This window comes from Pseudoxanthomonas kaohsiungensis (assembly GCF_010211765.1).
In the GTDB taxonomy this organism is placed as follows: Bacteria; Pseudomonadota; Gammaproteobacteria; order Xanthomonadales; family Xanthomonadaceae; genus Pseudoxanthomonas; species Pseudoxanthomonas kaohsiungensis.
Genome location: NZ_PDWO01000023.1, coordinates 12696 through 36586 on the forward strand (window position 1 = coordinate 12696; position 23891 = coordinate 36586).

General features: G+C 70.4%; 20 protein-coding genes and 8 tRNA genes. 10 read left to right on the forward strand and 18 right to left on the reverse strand.

Features of this window, described 5'->3' with window-relative positions; genetic code table 11:
- Nucleotide 1: 1 nt before the first annotated feature.
- Genes CSC66_RS16580 through CSC66_RS16600 form a run of 5 tightly spaced genes read right to left on the reverse strand, consistent with a single transcriptional unit; the run spans nucleotide 2 to nucleotide 3274 of the window.
- Nucleotides 2-247, reverse strand: a complete 246-nt coding sequence (locus tag CSC66_RS16580) for a MoaD/ThiS family protein (protein ID WP_202935688.1) — start codon at nucleotides 245-247, stop codon at nucleotides 2-4.
- Nucleotides 244-744 carry a cyclic pyranopterin monophosphate synthase MoaC gene (gene moaC / locus CSC66_RS16585; RefSeq protein ID WP_162378526.1) on the reverse strand — a complete coding sequence of 167 codons (501 nt, stop codon included), beginning with the start codon at nucleotides 742-744 and terminating at the stop codon, nucleotides 244-246. The genes CSC66_RS16580 and moaC overlap by 4 nt, the downstream gene beginning before the upstream one ends.
- On the reverse strand, nucleotides 745-1767 hold the full coding sequence (moaA, locus tag CSC66_RS16590) for a GTP 3',8-cyclase MoaA (RefSeq protein WP_162378527.1): 1023 nt from the start codon (nucleotides 1765-1767) through the stop codon (nucleotides 745-747).
- Nucleotides 1764-2525, reverse strand: a complete 762-nt coding sequence (locus CSC66_RS16595; protein ID WP_162378528.1) for an MBL fold metallo-hydrolase — start codon at nucleotides 2523-2525, stop codon at nucleotides 1764-1766. The genes moaA and CSC66_RS16595 overlap by 4 nt, the downstream gene beginning before the upstream one ends.
- Nucleotides 2525-3274, reverse strand: a complete 750-nt coding sequence (locus tag CSC66_RS16600; protein ID WP_162378529.1) for a 3-deoxy-D-manno-octulosonic acid kinase — start codon at nucleotides 3272-3274, stop codon at nucleotides 2525-2527. The genes CSC66_RS16595 and CSC66_RS16600 overlap by 1 nt, the downstream gene beginning before the upstream one ends.
- A gap of 29 nt (nucleotides 3275-3303) precedes the next feature.
- Between CSC66_RS16600 and CSC66_RS16605 the strand changes: the two genes are divergently transcribed.
- Together CSC66_RS16605 and CSC66_RS16610 are read left to right on the forward strand one after the other, a co-directional pair.
- Nucleotides 3304-4353, forward strand: a complete 1050-nt coding sequence (locus CSC66_RS16605) for a glycosyltransferase family 9 protein (RefSeq protein WP_162378530.1) — start codon at nucleotides 3304-3306, stop codon at nucleotides 4351-4353.
- Between the two features lie 30 nt (nucleotides 4354-4383).
- Nucleotides 4384-7530, forward strand: a complete 3147-nt coding sequence (locus CSC66_RS16610; RefSeq protein ID WP_238394439.1) for a fused MFS/spermidine synthase — start codon at nucleotides 4384-4386, stop codon at nucleotides 7528-7530.
- Here the strand turns inward: CSC66_RS16610 and CSC66_RS16615 are convergent.
- On the reverse strand, nucleotides 7506-7913 hold the full coding sequence (locus tag CSC66_RS16615) for a DUF6165 family protein (protein WP_162378531.1): 408 nt from the start codon (nucleotides 7911-7913) through the stop codon (nucleotides 7506-7508). The genes CSC66_RS16610 and CSC66_RS16615 overlap by 25 nt on opposite strands.
- A 677-nt stretch (nucleotides 7914-8590) precedes the next feature.
- Nucleotides 8591-8681 (reverse strand) — tRNA-Ser (locus CSC66_RS16620).
- Nucleotides 8682-8876: 195 nt separating this feature from the next.
- On the opposite strand from CSC66_RS16620, the gene CSC66_RS16625 reads away from it, so the two are divergent.
- Complete coding sequence (locus tag CSC66_RS16625) at nucleotides 8877-9581, forward strand: PP2C family protein-serine/threonine phosphatase (RefSeq protein WP_162378532.1); 705 nt, start codon at nucleotides 8877-8879, stop codon at nucleotides 9579-9581.
- Between the two features lie 23 nt (nucleotides 9582-9604).
- On the opposite strand, the gene dnaQ is transcribed toward CSC66_RS16625, so the two are convergent.
- From dnaQ to CSC66_RS16640, 3 genes are read right to left on the reverse strand one after another with little or no spacing between them, the layout of a single operon-like run.
- Nucleotides 9605-10336, reverse strand: coding sequence for a DNA polymerase III subunit epsilon (gene dnaQ, locus CSC66_RS16630; protein ID WP_162378533.1), 732 nt, complete (start codon nucleotides 10334-10336; stop codon nucleotides 9605-9607).
- A gap of 6 nt (nucleotides 10337-10342) precedes the next feature.
- Nucleotides 10343-10795, reverse strand: a complete 453-nt coding sequence (rnhA, locus tag CSC66_RS16635) for a ribonuclease HI (RefSeq protein WP_162378534.1) — start codon at nucleotides 10793-10795, stop codon at nucleotides 10343-10345.
- A 19-nt stretch (nucleotides 10796-10814) separates the two neighbouring features.
- Nucleotides 10815-11462, reverse strand: a complete 648-nt coding sequence (locus CSC66_RS16640; RefSeq protein ID WP_162378535.1) for a hypothetical protein — start codon at nucleotides 11460-11462, stop codon at nucleotides 10815-10817.
- Nucleotides 11463-11474: 12 nt separating this feature from the next.
- Here CSC66_RS16640 and gloB point away from each other — a divergent pair, with 12 nt between their 5' ends.
- Entirely contained in the window at nucleotides 11475-12236 is a 762-nt protein-coding gene (gloB, locus tag CSC66_RS16645; RefSeq protein WP_162378536.1) for a hydroxyacylglutathione hydrolase, read from the forward strand.
- A complete protein-coding gene (locus tag CSC66_RS16650) occupies nucleotides 12233-13459 on the forward strand; it encodes a lytic transglycosylase domain-containing protein (RefSeq protein ID WP_162378537.1) in 1227 nt (408 codons plus the stop codon). Before gloB ends, CSC66_RS16650 begins: the two co-directional genes overlap by 4 nt.
- 175 nt (nucleotides 13460-13634) lie before the next feature.
- Here CSC66_RS16650 and CSC66_RS16655 read toward each other — a convergent pair whose 3' ends face one another.
- The 8 genes from CSC66_RS16655 to tig form a co-directional block, all read right to left on the reverse strand.
- Nucleotides 13635-15611, reverse strand: a complete 1977-nt coding sequence (locus CSC66_RS16655; protein ID WP_162378538.1) for a peptidyl-prolyl cis-trans isomerase — start codon at nucleotides 15609-15611, stop codon at nucleotides 13635-13637.
- Between the two features lie 163 nt (nucleotides 15612-15774).
- Nucleotides 15775-15851, reverse strand: a tRNA-Asp gene (locus tag CSC66_RS16660).
- An 83-nt stretch (nucleotides 15852-15934) separates the two neighbouring features.
- A tRNA-Val gene (locus tag CSC66_RS16665) sits at nucleotides 15935-16009 on the reverse strand.
- Nucleotides 16010-16043: 34 nt separating this feature from the next.
- Complete coding sequence (locus tag CSC66_RS16670) at nucleotides 16044-16376, reverse strand: HU family DNA-binding protein (RefSeq protein WP_274381883.1); 333 nt, start codon at nucleotides 16374-16376, stop codon at nucleotides 16044-16046.
- A gap of 148 nt (nucleotides 16377-16524) precedes the next feature.
- Nucleotides 16525-18993: an endopeptidase La gene (gene lon, locus CSC66_RS16675; protein ID WP_162378540.1), complete on the reverse strand. Its 2469-nt coding sequence runs from the start codon at nucleotides 18991-18993 to the stop codon at nucleotides 16525-16527.
- Nucleotides 18994-19160: 167 nt separating this feature from the next.
- The gene (gene clpX / locus CSC66_RS16680) at nucleotides 19161-20447 is read right to left on the reverse strand and encodes an ATP-dependent Clp protease ATP-binding subunit ClpX (RefSeq protein ID WP_162378541.1); all 1287 of its coding nucleotides are present in this window, start codon (nucleotides 20445-20447) and stop codon (nucleotides 19161-19163) included.
- Between the two features lie 153 nt (nucleotides 20448-20600).
- The gene (gene clpP / locus CSC66_RS16685; protein WP_374319455.1) at nucleotides 20601-21224 is read right to left on the reverse strand and encodes an ATP-dependent Clp endopeptidase proteolytic subunit ClpP; all 624 of its coding nucleotides are present in this window, start codon (nucleotides 21222-21224) and stop codon (nucleotides 20601-20603) included.
- Nucleotides 21225-21339: 115 nt separating this feature from the next.
- Nucleotides 21340-22635 (reverse strand): trigger factor, encoded by a 1296-nt coding sequence (gene tig / locus CSC66_RS16690; protein ID WP_162378543.1) that lies wholly within the window; start codon nucleotides 22633-22635, stop codon nucleotides 21340-21342.
- Nucleotides 22636-22904: 269 nt separating this feature from the next.
- Between tig and CSC66_RS16695 the strand changes: the two genes are divergently transcribed.
- The 5 genes from CSC66_RS16695 to CSC66_RS16715 all read left to right on the forward strand — a co-directional run bounded on the left by CSC66_RS16695 (nucleotide 22905) and on the right by CSC66_RS16715 (nucleotide 23532).
- A tRNA-Pro gene (locus tag CSC66_RS16695) sits at nucleotides 22905-22981 on the forward strand.
- 34 nt (nucleotides 22982-23015) lie between these two features.
- A tRNA-Arg gene (locus CSC66_RS16700) sits at nucleotides 23016-23092 on the forward strand.
- A gap of 33 nt (nucleotides 23093-23125) precedes the next feature.
- A tRNA-His gene (locus tag CSC66_RS16705) sits at nucleotides 23126-23202 on the forward strand.
- An 87-nt stretch (nucleotides 23203-23289) separates the two neighbouring features.
- Nucleotides 23290-23365 (forward strand) — tRNA-Lys (locus CSC66_RS16710).
- A gap of 82 nt (nucleotides 23366-23447) precedes the next feature.
- Nucleotides 23448-23532, forward strand: a tRNA-Leu gene (locus tag CSC66_RS16715).
- The last annotated feature ends 359 nt before the right edge of the window (nucleotides 23533-23891 follow it).

The following is a 23891-nucleotide window of genomic DNA, read 5'->3' on the forward strand; positions in this document are numbered from 1 at the left end:
CTCAGCCTCCCGAGACCGGCGGGATGAAGGCGACCTCGCTGCCATCGGCCAGCGCGTCGTCCCAGCGCGCGAACGCGCCATCCACCGCCACCCGCAGGCGCTCGCGCGGCCAGCCCAGCGCGTGGCGGGCGGCGGCCTCGGCGTACAGCGCAGCCAGGTCCGGCGCGGCGCTGTCCACCACCTCCACGTCCCGTCCCGCGGCCTCGCGCAGGCTGGCGAAGTACAGCAGCCGCACCGTCGCCATCACCCCTCCCTGCCGAAGTCGCGCTTGCCGCCGCGTTTGCCCAGCAGCCTCGCCGGACCCAGCACGATGGCGTGCGACAGCGCCTTGCTCATGTCGTAGACGGTGAGCGCGGCCACGGTGGCGCCGGTGAGCGCCTCCATTTCCACGCCGGTGCGGGCGGTGGTGCGGGCGGTGCACTCGATCCGCAGTTCGCGCTCGCCGTGCCAGTCGATGGCGATGCGCACGCCGTCCAGCGGCAGCGCGTGGCAGAACGGAATGAGTTCGTGCGTGCGCTTGGCCGCCATCGTGCCGGCGATCACCGCGGTTTCGAGGATCCCGCCCTTGCCCGCACGCAGGCCGCTGGCGCGCAGCTGCGCGGCCACCGCCGCCGGGAACTTCACCCGGCACGCCGCGGTGGCGCTGCGCGCGGTGACGGCCTTGGCCGAGACGTCGACCATGGCCGGACGGCCATCGGCGTCCAGGTGGGTCAACTGCGGGATGGACGACTTGCGCGTGGCCACTCAACCTCCGATCAGGTACATCTCGATGTGCTTGCGCGGCGCCTGCGGCTGGCTGCGGATCTCGCTGTAGCGGTCGCCGCGGCGCGACCACAGTGCGGCCGCATGGTCGGCCAGCGCGGCCGCGCCGCCGGCCAGCGCCGGGCGCAGGTCGTGGCCCTCGCCGGCGAACAGGCAGGTGTACAGGCGGCCGTCGGCCGAGACCCGGGCGCGGTGGCAGTCGCCGCAGAACGGCGCGCTGACCGAGCTGACGAAGCCGACCTCGCCGCCGCCGTCGGCGAAGGCGTAGCGTTCGGCCACCTCGCCGCGGTACTGCGACTGCAGCGGACGCAGCGGCCAGCGCGCGGCGATGCGGTCGCGCAGCTGCGCCGAGGTCACGACCTGGTCGCGGCGCCAGCCGTTGCAGGTGCCCACGTCCATGTACTCGATGAAGCGGACCACGTGGCCGCTGCCGCGGAAATGCGCCAGCAGCGGCAGCACCTGGTCCTCGTTGAGCCCGCGCTGGACCACGCAGTTGATCTTGATCGCCTCGAAGCCGGCCGCCTGCGCCGCTTCGATCCCTTCCAGCACCGTGCCGACCTCGCCGCGGCCACCGGACATGGCGGCGAAGACCGGCGGGTCCAGCGCGTCCAGGCTGACGGTCAGCCGGTGCAGGCCGGCCTGGCGCAGCGCATGCGCCTGCGCGGTCAGCAACGAGCCATTGGTGGTCAGGGCCAGGTCGTCGATGCCCGGGACCGTCGCCAGCCGCGCCACCAGTTCGGGCAGGCGCTTGCGCAGCAGCGGCTCGCCGCCGGTCAGGCGCAGCTTGTGCACGCCGATCGCGGCGAAGCCGCGCACCAGGGTCTCGATCTCGTCGAACGACAGCCGCCCGGCCGCGTCCAGGCCGTGGTCGTCGGGGATGCGGTCGGCCGGCATGCAATAGCCGCAGCGGAAATTGCAGGCGTCGATCACCGACAGCCGCAGGTCGCGCAGCGGCCGACCGAAGCGGTCCTGCGGCACGGCCGGCAGCTGCGGCGCCAGTTTCATGCCGGCGCCGGCAACGCGGTGCGCGGTTCGGCCAGCGGCCAGGATTCGCCCGGACGCGCGACCCGGTAGCCGCGCGCGACCATCGCCACCGCATCGGCCTGGCCGGCGTAGTGGTAGAGCAGCATCCGCTTGCGCAGCGCATCGGGGTACTCGCGCTCGAGGTCGTCCAGGCCGGTGTGCGAGGGGTTGCCGTGCAGCGCGCAGTCGTGGGCGATCAGCTCGCCGGCATCGGCGTGGCGGGCCAGCATTTCCGGGATCGGCCGGGTATCGCCGCTCCAGACCACGCTGCCGCGCAGGCGCAGGCCGAAGGCGGTGTCGGGCCAGTGGTGGCGCACCGGGAACACCTCCAGGCGCTGGCCGTCGTGCCAGAACGCGTCGCTCACCGGCACCAGCTGGAACGCGTCCCAGAAATTGGCGCCGCCCTCGGCCAGCACGTTGGGGTAGTCGGCCACGCGCCGCTGCAGCAGCGGCACCACCGGCGCGGGCACGTACAGGCGCACGCGGCCACGCCGCTGCGGATCGAAGTAGCTGGACACGAACAGCCGTTCCAGCCCGGCGACATGGTCCAGGTGCACGTGGGTGATGAACACCGCATCGGGCGGGTGGCCGTACAGCACCTCGAACGCGGTCAGGCCCTCGGCGCCGCAGTCGATGGTCAGCCACGGCCGGCCGTCGCACTCGATGCTGGCCATGGCCGAGCCCAGTTCCACCGCCGACGCATTGCCGACCCCATGCAGACGCAGCGTCCACCCGGCCATCAGCAGCCCCGCTTCCAGGCCAGGTCGTAGGCCCGGCGCAGGCGGGCGAAGTCGGCCTCGACTTCGCCGGCGGCGCGCTCGCCGCGCAGCTTGAGCAGCGAGCGCAGCAACCGGCGCAGGTTGGCCTCGCGCCAGTGGGTGGCGGGGATGCGCATGCGGCCGCGGTCGAAATCGATCATCCAGCCGCGGCCGTTGCCGTCGAACAGCAGGTTGTGCGCGTTGAGGTCGGCGTGGTCCAGGCCCTCGCGGTGGAAGCGGGCGACCAGCCTTCCGGTTTCCTCCCAGGGCGCACCGTTGCCGGCCACCAGGGCGCGGTCGGCCAGCGAGCGCACGTCCATCAGCCGCTCCAGCAGGATCGCGGCGCGGTACTGGAAGCCGTCGCGGACGTAGCTGGCCGCCAGCGGGCGCGGCACCGGCAGGCCGCGGCCGAGCAGTTCGCGCATCAGCCGGAACTCGGCGAAGCTGCGCGTGTGCGAGGCCCCGCGCCAGAGGTAGGCATCGCGGCTGAAGCGCGCGGCCAGGCCGCCGCGCAGGTAGTGGCGCAGCACCGCCGGACCGAACGGCGCATCGACGAACCAGGCCCCACCACGCCCGCCGGAGCCCACCGGCCGGGCGCGCTCGCCCCAGGCCGCCGGCGAGAACAGGTGGGCGCCGGCTTGCCGCAGTCGTTCGCGGTCGAAGAGAATGGCCCCGTACCCGCTCTCGGCGCGGTACGGCGTCAGGGCTTCGCTGGCGTCAAAGGCGACCATCCGCACGAGTCTAACAACACCTGCCAGCGATGCGCCCCCCACTCTGCCTGCTGCGCCTGTCCGCCCTCGGCGACGTGACCCACGTCGTGCCGCTGGTGCGCACCTTGCAGCGCGCCTGGCCCGGCGCGGAGGCGACGCCCCCGCTGCACTGGATCATCGACCCGGCCGGCTTCCGCCTGCTGGAGGGCCTCGAGGGCGTGGTCTTCCATGTCTACGACAAGCGCAGCGGCCTGGCCGGCATGCGCGCCCTGCGTGCGGCGCTGCCGGCGCAGCCGTTCGCGGCGCTGCTGCAGATGCAGGTGGCGTTCCGCGCCAACCTGCTGTCGGCCTACATCCGCGCCGAGCGCCGGATCGGCTACGACCGCTCCCGCTCCAAGGACCTGCACGGGCTCTTCATCAACGAGCGCATCCCCGACCGCCCGGGCATCCACGTGCTCGATGCGATCGGCAGCTTCTGCGAGCCGCTGGGGCTGCGCCAGGCCGAAGTCACCTGGGACCTGCCGGTGCCGGAGGCGGCGCGCGAATGGGCGCGAGCGCAGTGGCCCGACGACGGCACCCCGGTGCTGATGATCTCGCCCTGCTCCAGCCACGTGCGCCGCAACTGGTATCCCGACCGCTACGCCGCCCTGGCCGACCACGCCGCTTCGCGTGGCTGGCGGGTGGTGCTGTGCGGCGGGCGCAGCGAACTGGAACGCAGCACCGCCGATGCGATCGTGGCGGCGATGCGCGCGCCGGCGCTGGACCTGGTCGGCAAGGACACGCTCAAGCAGTTGCCGGCGCTGCTCGCCCGCGCCGACCTGCTGGTCACCCCCGACTCCGGGCCGATGCACATCGGCAACGCGATGGGCACCCGGGTGCTGGGCCTGCACGCGGCCAGCAACCCGGCGCGCAGCGGCCCCTACTCCGACCGGCGCTACTGCGTGGACCGCTACGACGACGCCGCACGCAAGTACCTGGGCAAGCCGGCGTCGGCGCTGAAGTGGGGGACCAAGATCGAGCACGACGGAGTCATGGAACTGGTCACCGTGGACGATGCGATCGATGCGTTCGAACGCTACCGCGCCGACCACCGCCGCTGACCAGGCGCGGCCGGCGCCGGGCCCGGGCGCGTGAGCTCGTTGCCATCACCGCGGGGCGGGCAAGCGCCCTCGCCGCTTCCCGGTACGGCCGTCCTCGCCCTGTTCGTGGTCTCCGGCTTCGCCGGCCTGGTCTACCAGTCGCTGTGGTCGCACTACCTGGGCCTGGTCCTCGGCCATGCCGCCTACGCGCAGAGCCTGGTGCTGGCGATCTTCATGGGCGGGATGGCGCTGGGTGCGTGGTGGGTGGCGCGCCGCGGCCGGCACTGGGCGCGCCTGCTGCGTGCCTACGCCATCGCCGAGGCCGCGATCGGCGTGCTGGGCCTGGCCTTCCATCCGCTGTTCCTGGGCTACCTGGGCCTGTCCGAGGTGGTGCTGCCGGCGCTCGGCGGCGGTCTCGCCGGACGGCTGTACCCATGGCTGGGCGCGGCACTGCTGATCCTGCCGGCCTGCCTGCTGCTGGGCGCGACCTTCCCGCTGCTCAGCGCCGGCTGGCTGCGCGCCGGCGGCGGCCAGGCGGCGCGTGCCGGCCACGACGCGCGCGTGCTCGGCGGCCTGTACTTCGCCAACAGCCTCGGCGCCGCGCTGGGTGCGCTCGGCGCGACCTTCCTGCTGCTGCCGCGGCTGGGCATGCCCGGGGCGCTGGCCGTCGCCGGCATAGCCAACCTGGCCGTCGCCGCGGTGGCCGCCTGGTTGTCGCTGCGCCATGAACTGTCGCACGTACCCGCGGCGGCGCCCACCGGCCCGTCACGCGCCGATCCGTCCGATGGGCCCGCTGCCGCGGCGGACGGCGCTGGCAGGCCGCAGCGCACGCGGCAGGTACGCGCGGTGCTGTGGATCGCGCTGGCCTCGGGGGCGTGTTCGTTCGTCTACGAGATCGGCTGGATCCGCCTGCTCAACCAGGCCCTGGGGACCACCCTGCACAGCTTCGAGCTGATGCTGGCCGCATTCCTGCTCGGGCTGGCGTTCGGTGGCGCCTGGGTGCAGCGGCGCGCGGCGCGCCTGCACGATCCGCTGCGGGTGGCCGCGCTGGCGCAGGTGGCGATGGGCGTGGCCGCGTTGCTGTCGCTGCTGGCGTTCGCCCATTCGTTCGACTGGACCGCGGCACTGGTGCAGTCGCTGTCGCGCACCGATGGCGGCTACCGGCTGTACCTGCTGGGCAGCGCCGTGATCGCGATGGCGGTGATGCTGCCGGCGGCGTTCTTCGCCGGCATGACCCTGCCGCTGTTCACCCTGGCGCTGCTGCGCGACGGCGCCGGCGAGGCCGCGATCGGCCGGTTGTACGCGGCCAACACCCTCGGCGCGATCGCCGGCGTGCTGCTGATGGTGCACGTGCTGGTGCCGCTGGCCGGCGTGCGCGCCGGGATCATGCTGGCCGCCGCCGTCGACGTGCTGCTCGGCTTCTGGCTGCTGGCGCATGCGCGCGGCGAGCTGGCGCCGCGGCGCGTGGGCGGCATGGTCCTGGCCGCCGTCGCCGCGTTCGTGCTGGTGCTCGGCTGGGGACGGCCGGATCCGCGCACGCAGCTGTCGGGCGCGTTCCGCACCGGCTTCGCCCGGCTCGACGGCGCGCTGGAGGTGCCGTTCCTGCGCGACGGCAAGACTGCCACGATCGGCGTGGCCCGCTCGCCGGCGCAGGGCACGCTGTCGCTGCTGACCAACGGCAAGTCCGACGGCGCGATGTCGGCCTCGATCGACGGCCCACCGGCCGGCGACGAACTGACCATGGTCACCCTCGGCGCGCTGCCGCTGGCCCTGCACCCGCAACCGCGGCAGGTCGGCGTGATCGGCCTGGGCCTGGGCCTGACCACCCATACCCTGCTCGGCAGCGACCGGGTCGAGCGGGTGGAGACGGTGGAGATCGAGCCGGTGGTGCATGCAGCCGGCACGCGCCATTTCGCCGCGCGCATCGGCCGCGCGCTCGACGACCCGCGCTCGCATATCCACTTCGACGATGCGCGCCACTTCTTCTCCAGCCACCGCCGGCGCTACGACGTCATCGTTTCCGAGCCGTCCAATCCGTGGGTGAGCGGGGTGGCGAGCCTGTTCACCACGCAGTTCTATGTGTTCCTGCGCGGGCACCTGGCCGAGGACGGAATCCTGGTGCAGTGGCTGCAGACCTACGAGATCGACGACGCGCTGCTGGCGCCGATCATCGCCGCGCTGCTGGAAGGCTTCCCCGATGCACAGGTGTACCTGGCGCAGGACAACGACCTGGTCGTGGTCGCCTGCCGCCAGCGCTGTCCGGACCCGGATGCGCGACGGCTGCACGCGGGCGCGGCGCTGTCGCGCGAAACCGCGCGCGTCGGCCTGGACGGCGATGCGGCGCTGCCGCTGCGCCGGATCGGCGGCCGCGCGCTGCTGCAAACCTACGTGCGCGCGCTGCAGGCGCAGCCGCACAGCGACTTCCACCCGTTGGTGTCGTTGCAGGGCCCGCGCACGCGCTTCCGCGGCGACCGCGCCGATACCCTGCAGCGGCTGGCCGACAACGGCCTGCCGGTGTTGGACCTGCTCGAAGGCCGCACGCCGCCCCCGGCGTCGCAGCCGGCGCGCGCGCTGCCCGGCCACGGCCTGCTGCTGGCGCGCGATCGCGCGATCACGCTGGCCGCCGCACTGCGCGACGGCACCCACGCCAGCACCCTGGCCTTGCGCGAACGCGATGCGCCCGCCGCCGAGCCGCAGCTGCAGGCCCTGCTCGGCCTGTCACGCGGGCCGGTCGTCGATCCGGCGACCTGGGCCGTGGCGGCTTCGGCGATGGCGATGGCCACGCTCGGTCCGCTGCCGGCGGCGGACCTGCGCGGGGTCTGGATCGAACCGGCGTGGATCGACCCGGCGCTCCAACCCGAACCGGTACGCCGGATGCTGGCCATGTACGCGGCCGCGGCAGCGCGCGATGCCGCGGCCATGCGCACCACCGGCGAAGCGGTATTGCAGCTGCCGCAGGCGCTGCCGGCCGAGGTCCAGGAGCAGGCGCTGCTGGTGGCCCAGCTCGGCGCGATCGGCATGGGCCGCGCGGCCGACGTGGAGCGCCTGCATGCCGGCTACGGGGTGGCGCTGCCGCACAGCCCTGCCCTGCGCATGGTCAGGCACATGGTGCGCATCCGCGCGCTGGAAGACGTGGACCGCGAGCGCCGCGCAGGCGCGGCGGCGGGCGGCGATCAGGGCGTCGAACCGCCGCGGTAGTCCTGGTACGACTTCTCCTCGACATAGGCCGAGCCCAGGGCGAGGTTGATCTCCTTCTTCACCCGCGCGCGCTCGTCGTTCTCGAAGTACACGCTGCGGGCCAGGCGCACGAATTCCTCGTCGAACTCGCCGGCCTTCTCCTTGACCCGGATGGCGTCCTCGATGTCCCACAGGCGCTCGTTGACGGCCTTCAGCTGCGCGCGCAGCTTGGCGATATCGCCGCCGGCGGCCGGATGCTGCATCCAGGAGTGCTCCAGCGCGGACAGTTCCTTGCGCACGTTGGCCAGCTTGGCCGCGTCGGTCATGCGCTCGGACTTGATCTGCAGGATCGAGATCTTGTCGAGCAGTTCGCCGAAGGATACGGGGACCTGGATTTCGGACATGGGGCAGGCGCAGGGACGAGGGGCGGCCAGTCTAGCGCCAGGCGGCGGGGTGGTCGCGTGAGGCTGGGATGGCGGGGTCCGGACGAAAGCCGGACGGCGACATTGTCCGGCGGCGCGCGAGCCGCGGCTGGCACTTCGACGTCGAGGGAAGTGCAATGGGCCCCATCACTCACGACGCGGCCGTCTCGGTGCATTGGAGCACGAGCCGGGGAGCCGGGCGGGGGCGGCTTCGCCGTACAAACCGGGTGCGCCGGTTCATCGAACCCTTGGGTTTCTGCCGAACACCGAACGCAGCCTTGGCGGCGGCCTTGCAGCAACGCATTGAGGACACTGGGTCGCTTGGGGGCGGGAGGGATTCACTCGGCCCCTGCGGGGCCTCGCCCTACGGGCGGCTTCGCCGTGCAAACCGGCTGCGCCGGTTTGTCGAACCCTTGGGTTCCTGCCGAACACCGAACGCAGTCTTGGCGGCGGCGTTGGAACAACGCATCGAGGACTCTGGGGCGCTTGGGCGGGAGGGATTCACTCGGCCCCTGCGGGGCCTCGCCCTTCGGGCGGTGGCTGCGCCACCGTGCAAACCGGCTGCGCCGGTTTGTCGAACCCTTGGGTTCAAATCCCTCCCTGATACGAACCTTCGATGAAGGGATGCAGGGTCGGGGGAACTTGCTGGCCTGGAAAATTGGCGGAGAGGGAGGGATTCGAACCCTCGAGGCGCTATAAACGCCTGCCTGATTTCGAGTCAGGTACATTCAACCGCTCTGCCACCTCTCCGCGGTCCCCGGCATGGCCGGGGGCGTGAATGATACGGGGCCGGCCCGCGTCCGACAAGCCGTCGCTACCCGCTCAACCCGCGTGGGGTCCCCGCCGATACCGACCATGAAGGGGCCGGCCGCATCGCCTTGCCGGCTGGCCTGTCCGCCCGGATGATCGCGTATGCATCCTTGAAGCCCCAGCCACTGGGAAGACATGATCGAATTCGGACACCTGACCCACGTCGGCCTGCGCCGGCAGCTCAACGAAGACACCTATTACGGGGATGGCGAGCTCGGCCTGTGGCTGGTGGCGGACGGGATGGGGGGACATGCGTGCGGCGAGGTCGCCAGCGCGCTGGCGCGGGAAACCATCGTGCGCGAGATCCGCAGCGGCACGCCGCTGACCCAGGCCATCCGCATCGCCGACGAGGAGATCATCCGCGTGTCGCGCCGGCGCAACGACGCCCTGCCGATGGGCACCACGGTGGTCGCCGCGCGCGTGCAGGGGCAGCGCTTCGAGGTGGCCTGGGTCGGCGACAGCCGGGCGTACCTGTGGCGCGAGGGCAAGCTGGCCCAGCTCAGCCAGGACCACAGCTACGTCCAGGACCTGATCGCGCAGGGCACCCTGACCCCGGAACAGGCGCGCTCCCACCCGCACCGCAACGTGGTCACCCAGGCGCTGGGCGTGACCGACCCCAACCACCTGAACGTGTCGACCATGGCCGGGGAACTGCGCCCGGGCATGCAGCTGCTGCTGTGCAGCGACGGGCTGACCGAAGAAGTGGACGACCGGCACATCGCCCAGACCCTCGGCGAACCGGACTGCAGTGCCCAGGAATGCGTGGACACCCTGGTCGCCGCGGCCCTGGACGGCGGCGGTTCGGACAACGTCACCGCGGTGCTGGTGCGCTGCCAGTAGCCGGCCGTCGCGGCCGCCCCGGCTCAGCCGACGGCCGCTTCCACCACCAGCGGCTCCACCACCTCGTCCCATAGCGTGCGGCCGGCCTTCTTGCGCAGGGTCGCCAGGCGGCGCAGGTGCGCCTCCTGCTCCTCGGCCGCGGCCACGATGCGCGGGCGCTCGCCGGCCACCGGCATGAAGCTCACCACGGCGGCCGGTCGCGAGGCCGGCTGCGCCTCGGCGAAACCGATCTCTTCCTGCCCCGACGTCAGGGCGACGTAGACGTCGGCGAGGATCTGCGCATCGAGCAGCGCGCCGTGCAGCTGGCGATGGGAGTTGTCCACGCCCAGCCGCTTGCACAGCGCATCGAGCGAGTTGCGCTGCCCGGGGAAGCGCTCGCGCGCCAGCAGCAGGGTGTCGACCACGGTGGCGCGGTCGAGGATGCGTCCGTAGTGGCTGCCGGCGCGCGACAGTTCCGAGTCGAGGAAGCCCAGGTCGAATGCCGCGTTGTGGATGATGAGTTCGGCACCGTCGATGTATTCGAGGAACTCGTCGACCACGTCCTCGAACACCGGCTTGTCGGCGAGGAACTCCAGGGTCAGTCCGGTCACCTCCTGGGCGCCGGGCTCGAAGTCGCAGTCGGGCTTGAGGTAGCGGTGGAAGTTGCGGCCGCTGGGGCGGCGTTCGAGTAGCTCGACGCAGCCGATTTCGACCACGCGGTTGCCCTTCTTCCACTCCAGGCCGGTGGTTTCGGTATCGAGGATGATCTGGCGCATGCGCGGTCAGTGTACCGCGCTGGCGTCGCGCACCTGCTGCGCCGCCAGCCGCGCGAGCTCGTCGACCCGCTCGTTGTCCGGATCGCCGTTGTGGCCCTTGACCCAGCGCCAGTCGATCCGGTGGCGCGCGGCGGCGGCGTGCAGCCGCTCCCACAGGTCGCGGTTCTTGACCGGGTCGCCGCCGGCGGTCTTCCAGCCGCGCCGTACCCAGCCGGGCATCCACTCGGTGATCCCCTGGCGCACGTACTGCGAATCGGTCTGCAGCATCACCTCGCAGGGCTCGCTCAAGGCTTCCAGGCCCATGATCGCGGCCATCAGCTCCATGCGGTTGTTGGTGGTCCCCGGCTCGCCGCCGGCGAGCTCGCGCTCGTGGGCGTTGTAGCGCAGCAGCGCGGCCCAGCCCCCGGGTCCGGGGTTGCCCAGGCAGGCGCCGTCGGTATGGATCTCGATCTTCTTCATTGCATCCCTGTCATTGCATTCATGCCGCGGGTGCGGCGCCGTGGCGCCACGCCACCGGCGCGGGCGCCACCGGCGCCAGCCCGCGCTTCTCGGCCACGATCACCCGGCAGGCGCGCAACGGCCAGGCCGAGGCCTGTGCGCCCCGCGGCGGCGCCATCCGCCAGCCCGGGCCGATGAAACACGCCATGTCCACCTGCATCCCCTGCGAACGCAGGTGCTGCTGCCATGCCGCGTGCGCGGGTGGAAGGTCGCGCGGCCGCCGCAACCGGTACGGGCTCCATGGATTGACCAGGAACAGCCACAGGCGACCGCCATCGACCAGCACGCGCGCGCATTCCTCCACCAGCGCGGCGGCACCACGCGGCCCCGGATGCTGGAGCACTACGTCGCCCAGGCATTCGTTCGGCAGGGGCAGCGGCAGGCCGCAGCGCACGGTGCCGCCGTAGCCGGCGCCGCGCTCGTGCAGCAGCAGCCCGCGAGGTGGTGGTCGGGGCCAGTCGTCGGCGGCGACCGAAGACTCCGGCGCCAGCCACAACCACGGGCGCGCCGGGCGGCTGGCCAGCTGGGCGGCCAGCCAGCGCCGCTCCTCGGCCAGCAGCCACTGCGCCTCCTTTCCGCTGAACCGGAGCGAGGCGCCGGGTTGACGGCTGGACACGACGGCGGGCATGGTCGCGATTCTATGCGACTCAGTGCATTGCCCGCATTCGAGGACAACTACATCTGGGTCCTGCGGGACGCGCGGCGCGCGCTCGTGGTCGACCCGGGCGACGCTGCGCCGGTGCTGGCCGCGGCCAGCGAGGGCCTGGAGCCGACGGCGATCCTGCTGACCCACCACCATCCCGACCATTGCGGCGGAGTGCCGGCCCTGCTGGAACGCTGGCCCGGGCTGCCGGTGTTCGCGCCGGACGACAGCCGCATCGCGCTGGATTGCGAACGGGTCGGCGAAGGCTCGCGCCTGCAGCTGCTCGACCAACACGTGCGCGTGCTGTCGGTGCCGGGCCACACCCGCAGCCATGTCGCCTACCTCGTGCACGGCCACCTGTTCTGCGGCGACACGCTCTTCAGCCTCGGCTGCGGTCGGATGTTCGAAGGCACCGCCGCGCAGATGCACGGATCCCTGCAGCGCCTGGCCGCGTTGCCCGGCGACACGCGCGTGTGCTGCGGGCACGAATACACCCTGGCCAACGCGCGCTTCGCCTGCGAGGTCGAGCCGGACAATGCCGCCCTGGCCCTGCGCCGCGCCGAGGCCGTGCGCCAGCGCGCGTCCGCCGTTCCCACCCTGCCCACCACGCTCGCCAGCGAACGCGACTGCAATCCCTTCCTGCGCTGCGACATCGCGACGGTCAGGGATGCGGTTGCGCACCGGCTCGGCCGTGCGCCGGCCGACGAGGTGGAGACTTTTGCCGCGCTGCGCGGCTGGAAGGACGAATTCCGCGGATGACCCCCGATCGCCTCGCTTTGCCCGCCCTCCTGCTGGCGGCGGCCCTGATGCTGCAAGGCTGCGCGACAGCGCCTTCGGTGCCTGCCGGCCAGGAATCCGGCACGGACGCGGGTGCCGGCACGCCTGCCGGAACGGCATCCGCCCAGGCTCCCCCGCAGGCAGGCGTGGCCGACGCCGCCACGCACGCGCAACCGACTACGGAAGCCGCCTCCACGCCAGGCGCCGGGCCAGCTCCGGCGGACAGCGGGCTGGCGATCTACGAAGCGTTCCTGGCAGGCCTGGCCGAACCCGGCTGCGACAACGCCCAGGCGCGCTGGCGCAAGCACTTCGCGCATGCACCCCGGCGCCTGGGCCAGGTGGATTCGGACACCTTGATGCTGTTCGGCTTCGTCGTCGATTCGCTGCGCGAGGCGGGGCTGCCCACCGAATTCGCGCTGGTCCCGTTCATCGAGAGCGGCTACGCGCCTGGCGCCAGGAGCAAGGCGGGCCCGGCCGGGATGTGGCAGTTCGTCGGCGTGACCGCGCGCCACCATGGCATCCGTATCGAGCCGGGCTATGACGCGCGGCTGTCGCCAGCCGAATCCACGCGCGCGGCGGTGCAGTACCTGAAGTCGCTGCACCAGCGCTTCGAGGGCAACTGGCGGCTGACCGCGATGGCGTACAACGCCGGCGAATATCGTGTACTGAATGCCCTGCGCAAGAGCGGCGCCGAGGCGGCGACCGCCACGCCCGCCACCCTGAAGGGCCTGGCGCCGGTGACTTACGCCTACGCCGAAAAACTGCATGCGCTGGCCTGCCTGGTCGAGGAAGCGGGCGAACAGCCGCAATGGCGTGCCGGCCTCGACCAGCCGGTGGTGCGGCTGCAGGCGCGCCCGCTGGAGGGCGCGCGGTCGCTCGATGCGTGGGCACGCAGCCATGGGCAGGACGCCGCCACCCTGCGCCGGCTGAACCCCTCGCTGGCCGGGCGCTGGCCAAGCCGCGGCGCACCCTGGGCCCTGGTTCCGGCGAACGCGGTGGCGGCGCCGGCATCGACCGTCGACTCCGGGCCCGTGCCGGACGACGCGGAACATGCGGCAACGCAGGCCACCCATACCGTGCGCAAGGGCGATTCGGCCTGGAGCATCGCCAAGCGCTACGGCGTCAGCACGCGGCGCCTGCTCGAACTCAACGGCCTGCAGGCGACCAGCGTGCTACGCCCGGGCATGGTGCTGCGAGTGCAGTGACGTCCAGCCGCATGCATCGCCGGGACCACCGGCAACCGTGCAGCGTTGCGCCCGCTCCGCGATCGCGATGCCCAGCCAAGTACGTCGAAGGGCGCGGAGACATGCTCCGCGCCCTTCGCGTCGCCAGCCATCGTCACGTCCGCCGGTCGGCGAACGCGGCGATGCGGTCAGCCAGTCAAAGCTGGCTTTCCTCGACCTGCACCTCGAAGCGCTTGCGCACCTCGCGCACATAGGCTTCGGCGGCCGCGCCTCCGTCGATCTGCTCGAACTGGTTGCGCAGCATGTCGCGCTGCTGCGCCTGCAGTTCCGCCGGGTCACCCGGATGCACCGCGGTGACGCTGAACAGCGCCTGGCGCCCGTCCGGCAGCGAGAAGCGGCCGGCCGCCGGCTTGCCTTCGCCCGGGGCGGCCACGGCGAAGATCGCCCGGTTGGCCTCGGGCGACGGCGCCGGAACGCCGCGCGGAAGGCCCGGCAAGGGCGCGGTTTCGGCACCCACCGACGCGGCCACCGCACTCATCGCTTCGCCCGACTGCAGGCGCTTGACCAGCGCGTCGGCGGCGGCGATCGCGGCCTTCTCGCGACGGTCGGCGCGGATCGCAGCGATCACCTGGTCGCGCACCTCGGCCAGCGGCCGCGGCTGCTCCGGGGTATGTTCGAGCACGCGCACCACTACGCTGTGCTCCGGACCCAGCTCGATCGGATCGCTGGCGGTACCGTCCTGGATCATCGCCTCGGAGAAGGCGGCCTTCTTCACCTCCGGCGATGCACCGATGCCGACGGTGTCGTCGCGGGTGAACGGACCGAGCTTCTGCACCTGCAGGCCGACCTGTTCGGCCGCCGGGGCCAGCGACGACGGGTTCTGGTAGACCAGGTCGGTCAGCCGGCCGGTGAGGTCGCTGAAGGCGCGCTCGCGGTCGGCCTGGGCCTGTTCGCGCGCCAGCTCCTCGCGGGCCTGCTCGAACGGCACCTGCGCGCCCTGCTTGAGCTCGCGCAGCTGCAGCACGTGGAAGCCGAAGTCGGTCTTCACCGGGCCGCGCACCTCGCCCGGCTGCATCGCGAACAGGGCCTCCTCGAACGGCGCCACCATGGCGCCGCGCTCGACCCAGCCCAGGTCGCCGCCGCTGTCGCGCGAACCCGGATCCTCGGAATTGGCCTTGGCCAGCGCGGCGAAATCGGCGCCCGGCGCCTTGGCCTCCTCCGCCAGCCGCTGTGCCTTTTCTTCGGCGGCCTTCAGCGCGGCCGCATCGGCACCGGCGTCCACGCGCACCAGGATGTGCGATGCCAGCCGCTGCTCCGGCTCGACGAAACGCGCTTTCTCTTCGTCATAGCGCTTGCGCAGCGTGGCCTCGTCGGCCGGCGCCGGCGCCGGCAGGCGGCTGCCGTCGACTTCCACGTACTCGATGGTGACGGACTCTGGCCGGGTGAAATCGGCCGGATGGGCGTCGTACCACGCCTTGATCTCCTCGTCGCCGACCGGAGCCGTGTCCTCGGGCGTGGCTGGCAGCAGCGCCAGTTCCACGTCCCTTTTCTCGCCGGACAGGCGCACGATGCGGTCGAACTCGGCATCGGTCACGAACGCGGACGTACCCACCGCCAGCGGGATCAGCGACTGCTGCAGCGATTCGCGCACCAGTTCCTGGAACTGCTCGGGCGTGCGCGCGGGCACCTGCGAGGCCAGCGCCAGCTGGTAGCGATTGGGGTCGAACTTGCCGTCGACCTGGAAGGCCGGGATCGTGGCGATGTACTCGCGCACCGCGTCGTCGCCGACGACCACGCCGGCGCGCTCGGCGGCCAGCTGCAGGGCCTTTTCGTCGATCAGTTGGTCCAGGACCCTGCGCTTGTTCTCCACCGTCTCGAACGTGCGCGGATCGAACGCCTCGCCCTGCTCCTGGCGCTGGCGCATGCGCTCCTGTTCGAAGCGCTGGCGGAACTCGTTGACGCCGACCTCGCGGTGTTCCCAGAACATCGACACCGGCCACCAGCCGGGCGCGCCCTCCCACCATTTCGGCGGCGCCTTGACCTGGGCCACGTTGTTGGCACCCACGCCACCGAGGTAGCTGTGGTCGATCACGAACAGGAAGGGAACCATCAGCAGCGCGATGATGATCGTGGCGACCCATCCCGATGTCCGGTCGCGAAGTTTCTGCAGCATTGTGCGGCCCAGTCAGATAAGCGTTGGAAGACAAGCGGCGCAGTGTAACCCGACGCGGCGCCCTAGTCGGCGTGCGCGCCGGCGCCGGCCGCAGGGCGGCTCCGGCGCCGTTCCGGGCCCGAAAAGAGAAAGGCCCCCGCTTTCGCGGGGGCCTTCCAGATAGTGGCGGAGTGGACGGGACTCGAACCCGCGACCTCCGGCGTGACAGGCCAGCATTCTAACCGACTGAACTACCACTCCGCATCGAGACAGCTATTGTACGTTGGCTGCGGCATCCGCGCTAGACCATCGAACAATTTTTTTACCGCGCCGCACCGGAAAACTGGTGGGTGCTGAGGGTTTCGAACCCCCGACCCTCGCCTTGTAAGGGCGACGCTCTACCGCTGAGCTAAGCACCCGGGTGCATGCACCCTGCCCTTGGCGGCGGGTCGATTAGTTTACAGCGTCCTTCAGGGCCTTGCCAGCCTTGAACGCGGGGTTCTTCGAGGCCTTGATCTTGATGGTCTCGCCGGTCTTCGGGTTGCGGCCGGTACGGGCGGCGCGCTTGCGGACCTGGAAGGTTCCGAAGCCCACCAGCGTCACCGCGTCGCCCTTCTTCAGCGCCTTGGTGATGCTGTTGATGACCGCATCCACCGCACGGGCGGCCTCGGCCTTGGTGACTTCGGCTTCGATGGAGACGGCATCGACCAGATCGGTTTTGTTCATTCGTTTTGCTCCCTGTGCGGCCGCGCCGCGAGATGGGTGACCGGGACCCGCACTATGCAGGGCGACCCCGTTGGTCCGGTGCCACCGCGCAGCCTCGGCCGCCGGCGGGTGCGCCCGTTATACAGGGCGCCGCCCCCCTGCGGCAAGCTGGAAATGCAGCAACGGCGCGGGTTTTGACCCCGCGCCGTTGCATTCGCACGACCGTTCCTCAGTGCTTCACGCCGGTCTGGTCTTCCGCGGGACGCTGGCGGCGGCCGCCACTCCTGCCGCCGCGCGTGCCGGCCTTCCCGGCGACCGGGCGCAACGGCCGCTCCAGGGCCAGGTCGAGCACTTCGTCGATCCAGCGCACCGGGACGATCTTCAGGCCGTCGGTGACGTTTGCGGGGATGTCGGCCAGGTCCTTGCGGTTCTCTTCCGGGATCATCACGGTGCGGATGCCGCCACGCAGGGCGGCCAGCAGCTTCTCCTTCAGGCCGCCGATGGCCGTGACCTTGCCGCGCAGGGTGATCTCGCCGGTCATGGCGATGTCGGCCCGCACCGGCACCTTGGTCAGCGTGGATACCAGCGCGGTGACCATGGCGATGCCCGCACTCGGACCGTCCTTGGGCGTGGCGCCGTCCGGCACGTGCAGGTGCACGTCGTGCTTCTGCAGGAAGTCGACCTCGATGCCCAGCGCCTCGGCACGCGCGCGCACCACCGAGAGCGCGGCCGACGCCGATTCCTTCATCACGTCGCCAAGCTGGCCGGTCAGGATCAGCTGGCCCTTGCCGGGCACCAGCGTGGCTTCGATCTGCAGCAGGTCGCCGCCGACCTCGGTCCAGGCCAGGCCGGTGACCAGGCCGACTTCGTTCTGTTCCTCGGCGCGGCCATAGTCGAAGCGGCGCACGCCCAGGTACTTGTCCAGGTTCCTCGCCGAGACCTGCACCACCGCGGCCTTCGCCTTGCGCGCGGAGGTCTTCCTGGCCGCCTTCTTCACCGGCTGCGGACCGCGCAGCGCGATCTCCTTGACCACCTTGCGGCAGATCTTGGCGATCTCGCGTTCGAGGTTGCGCACGCCGGATTCGCGCGTGTAGTAGCGGACGATGTCGCGCACTGCATCCTCGGCGATGGCCAGCTCCTCCGGCTTGAGGCCGTTGGCCTTGAGCTGCTTGGGCACCAGGTAACGCAGCGCGATGCTGAGCTTCTCGTCCTCGGTGTAGCCGGGGATGCGGATGACCTCCATGCGGTCCAGCAGCGGGCCGGGGATGTTCAGCGAGTTGGAGGTCGCCACGAACATCACCTCGGACAGGTCGAGGTCCACTTCGAGGTAGTGGTCGTTGAAGGAATGGTTCTGTTCGGGGTCGAGCACCTCCAGCAGCGCCGAAGACGGGTCGCCGCGGAAGTCCATCGACATCTTGTCGATCTCGTCGAGCACGAACAGCGGGTTGCGGGTGCCGACCTTGTTGAGGTTCTGCACGATCCGGCCCGGCATCGAGCCGACGTAGGTGCGGCGATGGCCGCGGATCTCGGCCTCGTCGCGCACGCCGCCCAGCGACATGCGCACGAACTTGCGGTTGGTGGCCTTGGCGATCGATTGGCCCAGCGAGGTCTTGCCCACGCCCGGCGGGCCGACCAGGCACAGGATCGGCCCCTTCATCTGCTTCACCCGCGACTGCACCGCCAGGTATTCGAGGATGCGCTCCTTGACCTTCTCCAGCCCGTAATGGTCGGCATCGAGCGTGTCCTGCGCGGCCTTGAGGTCCTTGCGAACCTTGCTGCGCTTCTTCCATGGCACGCCCAGCAGCCAGTCCAGGTAGTTGCGCACCACCGCGGCCTCGGCCGACATCGGCGACATCTGCTTGAGCTTGTTGAGTTCGGCGCGCGCCTTGGCTTCCACCGCCTTCGGCATGCCGGCCTCGGCGACGCGGCGCACCAGCTCCTCCAGTTCGCCGGGCGCATCGTCCAGGTCGCCCAGCTCCTTCTGGATGGCCTTCATCTGTTCGTTGAGGTAGTACTCGCGCTGGCTCTTCTCCATCTGCGACTTGACCCGGCCGCGGATGCGCTTCTCCATCTGCTGGACGTCGATTTCGCCCTCGACCAGGCCGACCAGAAGCTCCAGCCGCTCGCCGACGTCGGCGCTTTCGAGCAGGCGCTGCTTGTCGGCCAGGCGTACGCCGATGTGGGCGGAGATGGTGTCCGCCAGGCGGCCGGGATCGTCGATCCCCGACAAGGTCTGCAGCAGCTCCGGCGGCAGCTTGCGATTGGTCTTGACGTACTGTTCGAACAGCCCGGTCAGGGTACGCGCCACCGCCTCCACTTCGCGGTCGCTGCGGCCGCTGCCGGCCTCGACCAGTTCGCCGCGCCCGTGCAGCGCGCCGTCGCGCTCGGCGATGCCGTCCACGTGCACGCGCGCGGTGCCCTCGACCAGCACCTTGATCGTGCCGTCGGGCAGCTTCAGCAGCTGCAGGACCTGCGCCAGCGTGCCGATCGCGTAGAGGTCGCCGGCATCGGGGTCGTCGGTTTCGGCGGACTTCTGCGCGACGAGCAGGATCTGCTTGTCGGCCTCCATCGCCTGCTCCAGCGCGCGCATCGACTTGTCCCGCCCGACGAACAGCGAGATGACCATGTGCGGGAACACCACCACGTCGCGCAGTGGCAGGACGGGCAGCTCCAGGGCGTCGGATCGGTGGCGGGACATGCAGGCTCCGGGGGTGTGGGGATGACGGCAGCGGCCGTCCTGCCCCCGTTATGGGGTCAACCCGCGGGCGTTGCAAGAAGCGGCCCTGTTTTCCTTTTCCATCAACCGGATAGAAGAAGCCCCGGGCGTCGCCGGGGCTTCTTCAACTTCCTGAACAGAAACTCGACCTACTCGGCCGAGGCCACCTTAGGCGTGGCCGGCGGCGTTTCGTAGATCAGGTAGGGCTCGGTCTTGTGCTCGATCACCGACTCGTCGACCACGACCTTGCTGACATTTTCCTTCGACGGCAAGTCGTACATCGTGTCCAGCAGCACCGACTCGACGATGGTGCGCAGGCCGCGGGCGCCGGTCTTGCGCTTGAGCGCCTTGCGGGCGATGGCCGCCAGGGCGTCCGGCCGGAACTCCAGCTCCACCCCTTCCATCTCGAACAGCTTGCGGAACTGCTTGGTGATGGCGTTCTTCGGCTCGGTCAGGATCTTGACCAGCGCCGGCTCGTCCAGCTCCTCGAGCGTCGCCACCACCGGCAGGCGGCCGACGAACTCGGGGATCAGGCCGAACTTGATCAGGTCCTCCGGCTCGACCTCGGCCAGCAGCTTGCCGGTGTCGGCCTTGCGCGCCTGGCTCTTCACCTTGGCGCCGAAACCAATGCCGCCGGCCTCGGTGCTGCGCTGCTGGATGATCTTGTCCAGCCCGGCGAACGCACCACCGACGATGAACAGGATGTTCTTGGTGTCGACCTGCAGGAATTCCTGCTGCGGGTGCTTGCGTCCGCCCTGGGGCGGCACGCTGGCCACGGTGCCCTCGATCAGCTTCAGCAGGGCCTGCTGCACGCCCTCGCCGGACACGTCGCGGGTGATCGACGGGTTCTCGCTCTTGCGCGAGATCTTGTCGATCTCGTCGATGTAGACGATGCCCTGCTGCGCCTTGTCGACGTCGTAGTCGCACTTCTGCAGCAGCTTCTGGATGATGTTCTCCACGTCCTCGCCGACGTAGCCGGCTTCGGTCAGCGTGGTCGCATCGGCAATGGTGAACGGCACGTTGAGCAGCCGCGCCAGCGTCTCGGCCAGCAGCGTCTTGCCCGAACCGGTCGGGCCGACGAGCAGGATGTTGGACTTGGCGAGCTCGACGTCCTCGTTGCGCTGCCGGCTCTCGATCCGCTTGTAGTGGTTGTACACGGCGACGGCGAGCGTCTTCTTCGCCCGCTGCTGGCCGATCACGTACTGGTCCAGGACCTCGAGGATCTCGCGCGGCTTGGGCAGCGAGCTGCGGGCGGACTGGGCCTTCTCTTCCAGCTCCTCGCGGATGATGTCGTTGCACAGCTCCACGCATTCATCGCAGATGAACACGCTCGGGCCCGCGATCAGCTTGCGGACCTCGTGCTGGCTCTTACCGCAGAACGAGCAGTAGAGGATCTTGTTGCTGTCGCCGGAACGGCCTTGGCGGTCTTCACTCATGCTTCGTGTGTCCAGTATCGCAGCCCGTGTGAGACGGACTCCGGTTCGAGAATAGCACAGGGCCGGAACCGCGCCAGCGGCGCTCCGGGCCTTGCGGAACGGGGGGCGGGACGGCCGCTGCAGACCGGCCCGCGAAGGGGGTGCCCAGCGGACTCAACCGGCCTGGATCGACTCGTCCGAGCGGCGCTCCAGCACCTCGTCGACCAGGCCGTACGCCTTGGCCTCGGCGGCACTCTTGAAGTTGTCCCGCTCGGTGTCGCGGGCGATGGTCTCGATCGACTGGCCCGTGTGGTAGGCCAGGATTTCGTTCAGCCTGGCGCGCATGCTCAGGATCTCGCGCGCGTGGATGTCGATGTCGGTGGCCTGGCCCTGGAAGCCGCCCAGCGGCTGGTGGATCATCACCCGCGAATTGGGCAGCGCATAACGCTTGCCCTTGGCACCGGCGGCCAGCAGCACCGCGCCCATGCTCGCCGCCTGGCCGACGCAGATCGTGCTCACGTCCGGCTTGATGTACTGCATGGTGTCGTAGATCGCCATGCCGGCGGTGACCAGGCCACCCGGCGAGTTGATGTACAGGCTGATGTCCTTCTCGGGGTTCTCGGCCTCCAGGAACAGCATCTGCGCGATGATCACGTTGGCGACGTGGTCCTCCACCGGGCCGACCAGGAAGATCACCCGCTCCTTCAGCAGGCGCGAGTAGATGTCGTAGGCGCGCTCGCCGCGGCTGGTCTGCTCGACCACCATCGGGACCAGGTTGAGGGCTTTGGTCGGGATCATGCTCATCGGTGCGTACGCTCCTGGGCGTGCCTGGATTCGGGGGTCTCGGCGCCCGGAATTCCGGGCGCCCTCGGGCAGCATAGCGGTCGCGGCGGTCTGGCCGCACCCGCCGCCATCATCCCCGGATCGCTTCCTGGAACGACAGCGGCGTGACCGTGTGCTGGGCGCGCTCGGCGATCCAGTCGATCACCTGCTCTTCCATCACCCGGTTCTGCAGTCCCCGCATCAACTGGGGGTCGTTGCGGTACATCTCAATGACCTGCTCGGGCTGCTCGTAGGTCGAGGCGATCAGGCGCAGGGTTTCGTTCACGCGCTTGGGGTCCAGGCGCAGGTCGTGGCGGCGGGCCACCTCGCCGACCAGCAGGCCGGCCAGCACGCGCTTGCGCGCCGGCTCCAGGAACGCCTCGTGGGCGTTGGCGGGAACCTGGCCGGGATCGCGACCGCCGCGGCGGACCTGATCCAACTGCTGGGCGAGCATGCCGCGGGCCTCGTTCTCGACCAGGCGCGGCGGCAGTTCCACGTGCGCCCAGGTCGAGGTCAACTGCTCGCCGACCTCGCGGCGCAGGCGCGCCATCAGCGCACCCTTGAGCTCACGCTCCAGGTTGCTGCGGATGTCGTCACGGAACTTGTCCATCTGCCCGCTGCGCACCCCGAAGCTCTTGATGAACGCCGCGTCCACCTCCGGCAGAACCGGCTCGGAGACCTGGGCCAGGGTCACGTGCACCTGGGCGGTCTTGCCGGCCAGCTGCGGCTGGCGCCAGCCTTCCGGGAAGGCGACGTCGATGATGCCTTCCACGCCCGGCTGCAGTCCGGCCAGCGCGCTCTCCAGCGCGGGCAGGAGCTGGCCCGAGCCGATCACCGCGCTGAACTGCTCCACGCCCTCGGCGGGCTGGCGGAAATCCTCGAACTGGGTCCATAACGCGCCGGCGACCAGGTCGCCTTCCTTCGCCGCGCGCTCGACCTTGTTCCAGGTGCGGCGCTGCAGGCGCAGGTTCTCGATCATCTGGTCGATGTCGGCGTCGGTGACCTCGGCGGTATTGCGCACGACCGTCAGCTTGGTCACGTCGACATCGCCGAAGTCCGGCACCACCTCGAAAGTGGCCACGAACTCCAGGTCGCCATCGCCGGCGCGGTCGATGCGCGGATTGCCTGCCAGGCGCAGGTCGTGCTCGCGCACTGCAGAGTCGAAGGTCTGGCGCACCAGGCCGCCGAGCACTTCAGCCTTGACCTGCTCGCCGAAGCGCTGCTCGATCACCTTGGCCGGGATCTTGCCCGGGCGGAAGCCCTTCATCTTCGCGGTGCGCGCGATCTCGCGCAGGCGGCCGCTGACGCCGGACTCCAGCTGCTCCGCCGGCAGGCTGAAGTTCATGCGGCGCTCGAGGTTGCCGGTGGATTCGACGGAAACTTGCATGGTGGTCTGGCTCCTGCGGCCGGGGCTCCTGCCCGCGGCGGAAATCGACGATGTTTTATGAGGGGAGGAACCGGCGCTCCTGCCGGCCCTGGGGAACGCGCTAGTTTCGCCTATCGCCCGCGGCTGCGCCAGCCTGCGCGCGCGGCCGGCATTGACAGCCCCGGCGCGCTTTCCGGACAATAGCCGGCCTTCCAGGGAGCCTCCGGGCACCCCGGGAGCCGGGCCCGGCGGGCCGCAGTTGGAGGCGATGCCGGACCGACCCAGCACACCGGGGTATAGCGCAGTCTGGTAGCGCGCCTGCTTTGGGAGCAGGATGTCGGGGGTTCGAATCCCTCTACCCCGACCATCCCCGTCCGGCAGGCGATGCGGCTCCGAGTTGTGCGCCCGTAGCTCAACCGGATAGAGCACCGGCCTTCTAAGCCGGCGGTTGCAGGTTCGATTCCTGCCGGGCGCGCCATCCGCGGCGCCGGGCGGGTACAGGTTTTCAGTGGTGGCTGTAGCTCAGTTGGTTAGAGTACTGGATTGTGATTCCAGTGGTCGGGGGTTCGAATCCCCTCAGCCACCCCACTCGTTCGGACACGGCGCATGCCGTGGAGCTTGCCAGGAAGGCGTAATCCGCTAGAATGCGCAGCTCGGTTGTACTTGAGTTGTTCGGGGCCGTTAGCTCAGTTGGTAGAGCAGCTGACTCTTAATCAGTAGGTCCAAGGTTCGAATCCTTGACGGCCCACCATCCCGAAGAAAGCGCCCGGCCCGTCCGGGCGTTTTCGTTTCCGGGCTTGCCCTGCCCTGCGGTTAGAATCGCGTGCGGCCCTGCGAAAGTGGCGGAACTGGTAGACGCACTGGATTTAGGTTCCAGCGGGTAAAACCGTGAGGGTTCGAGTCCCTCCTTTCGCACCACGCCGGGAATGAATCAAAGCGCCCGCGACGAAGAACGAGCCGTCGCGAGTTGCGCCACGCCGGGAATGCAACAAAGCGCCCGCCTCGAAAAACGAGCCGTCGCGAGATGCAGTCCCAAAGCGCCGGGCTTCTAAAGCCCCGCCCTCCCATGTCGATCGTTCGCGAGCAGGCAGCCCACTCCCCGTAGGATATTGCCGTGGGCACTGAGGGGTTGGGTTGCTGCGCGTGGGCGGCCTGCTCGCGAAAGATAGGCATGGGAGTGCGGGGCTTTAGAATCTCGGCGCTATGGAACTGTATCTCGCGTCGGGGCGTTTTTAGAGCGGGGTGTCTTTGTGTATCTCTCGGGTGGGGGGTGATTC

Bases quoted from the DNA above. Each gene is read 5' to 3' on its own strand.
- moaA (WP_162378527.1), bottom strand. From the start codon at position 1,767: ATGAAACTGGCGCCGCAGCTGCCGGCCGTGCCGCAGGACCGCTTCGGT.
- CSC66_RS16595 (WP_162378528.1), bottom strand. From the start codon at position 2,525: ATGGCCGGGTGGACGCTGCGTCTGCATGGGGTCGGCAATGCGTCGGCG.
- CSC66_RS16600 (WP_162378529.1), bottom strand. From the start codon at position 3,274: ATGGTCGCCTTTGACGCCAGCGAAGCCCTGACGCCGTACCGCGCCGAG.
- CSC66_RS16605 (WP_162378530.1), top strand. From the start codon at position 3,304: ATGCGCCCCCCACTCTGCCTGCTGCGCCTGTCCGCCCTCGGCGACGTG.
- CSC66_RS16615 (WP_162378531.1), bottom strand. From the start codon at position 7,913: ATGTCCGAAATCCAGGTCCCCGTATCCTTCGGCGAACTGCTCGACAAG.
- CSC66_RS16625 (WP_162378532.1), top strand. From the start codon at position 8,877: ATGATCGAATTCGGACACCTGACCCACGTCGGCCTGCGCCGGCAGCTC.
- dnaQ (WP_162378533.1), bottom strand. From the start codon at position 10,336: ATGCGCCAGATCATCCTCGATACCGAAACCACCGGCCTGGAGTGGAAG.
- rnhA (WP_162378534.1), bottom strand. From the start codon at position 10,795: ATGAAGAAGATCGAGATCCATACCGACGGCGCCTGCCTGGGCAACCCC.
- CSC66_RS16640 (WP_162378535.1), bottom strand. From the start codon at position 11,462: ATGCCCGCCGTCGTGTCCAGCCGTCAACCCGGCGCCTCGCTCCGGTTC.
- gloB (WP_162378536.1), top strand. From the start codon at position 11,475: ATGCGACTCAGTGCATTGCCCGCATTCGAGGACAACTACATCTGGGTC.
- CSC66_RS16650 (WP_162378537.1), top strand. From the start codon at position 12,233: ATGACCCCCGATCGCCTCGCTTTGCCCGCCCTCCTGCTGGCGGCGGCC.
- CSC66_RS16655 (WP_162378538.1), bottom strand. From the start codon at position 15,611: ATGCTGCAGAAACTTCGCGACCGGACATCGGGATGGGTCGCCACGATC.
- lon (WP_162378540.1), bottom strand. From the start codon at position 18,993: ATGTCCCGCCACCGATCCGACGCCCTGGAGCTGCCCGTCCTGCCACTG.
- clpX (WP_162378541.1), bottom strand. From the start codon at position 20,447: ATGAGTGAAGACCGCCAAGGCCGTTCCGGCGACAGCAACAAGATCCTC.
- clpP (WP_374319455.1), bottom strand. From the start codon at position 21,224: ATGATCCCGACCAAAGCCCTCAACCTGGTCCCGATGGTGGTCGAGCAG.
- tig (WP_162378543.1), bottom strand. From the start codon at position 22,635: ATGCAAGTTTCCGTCGAATCCACCGGCAACCTCGAGCGCCGCATGAAC.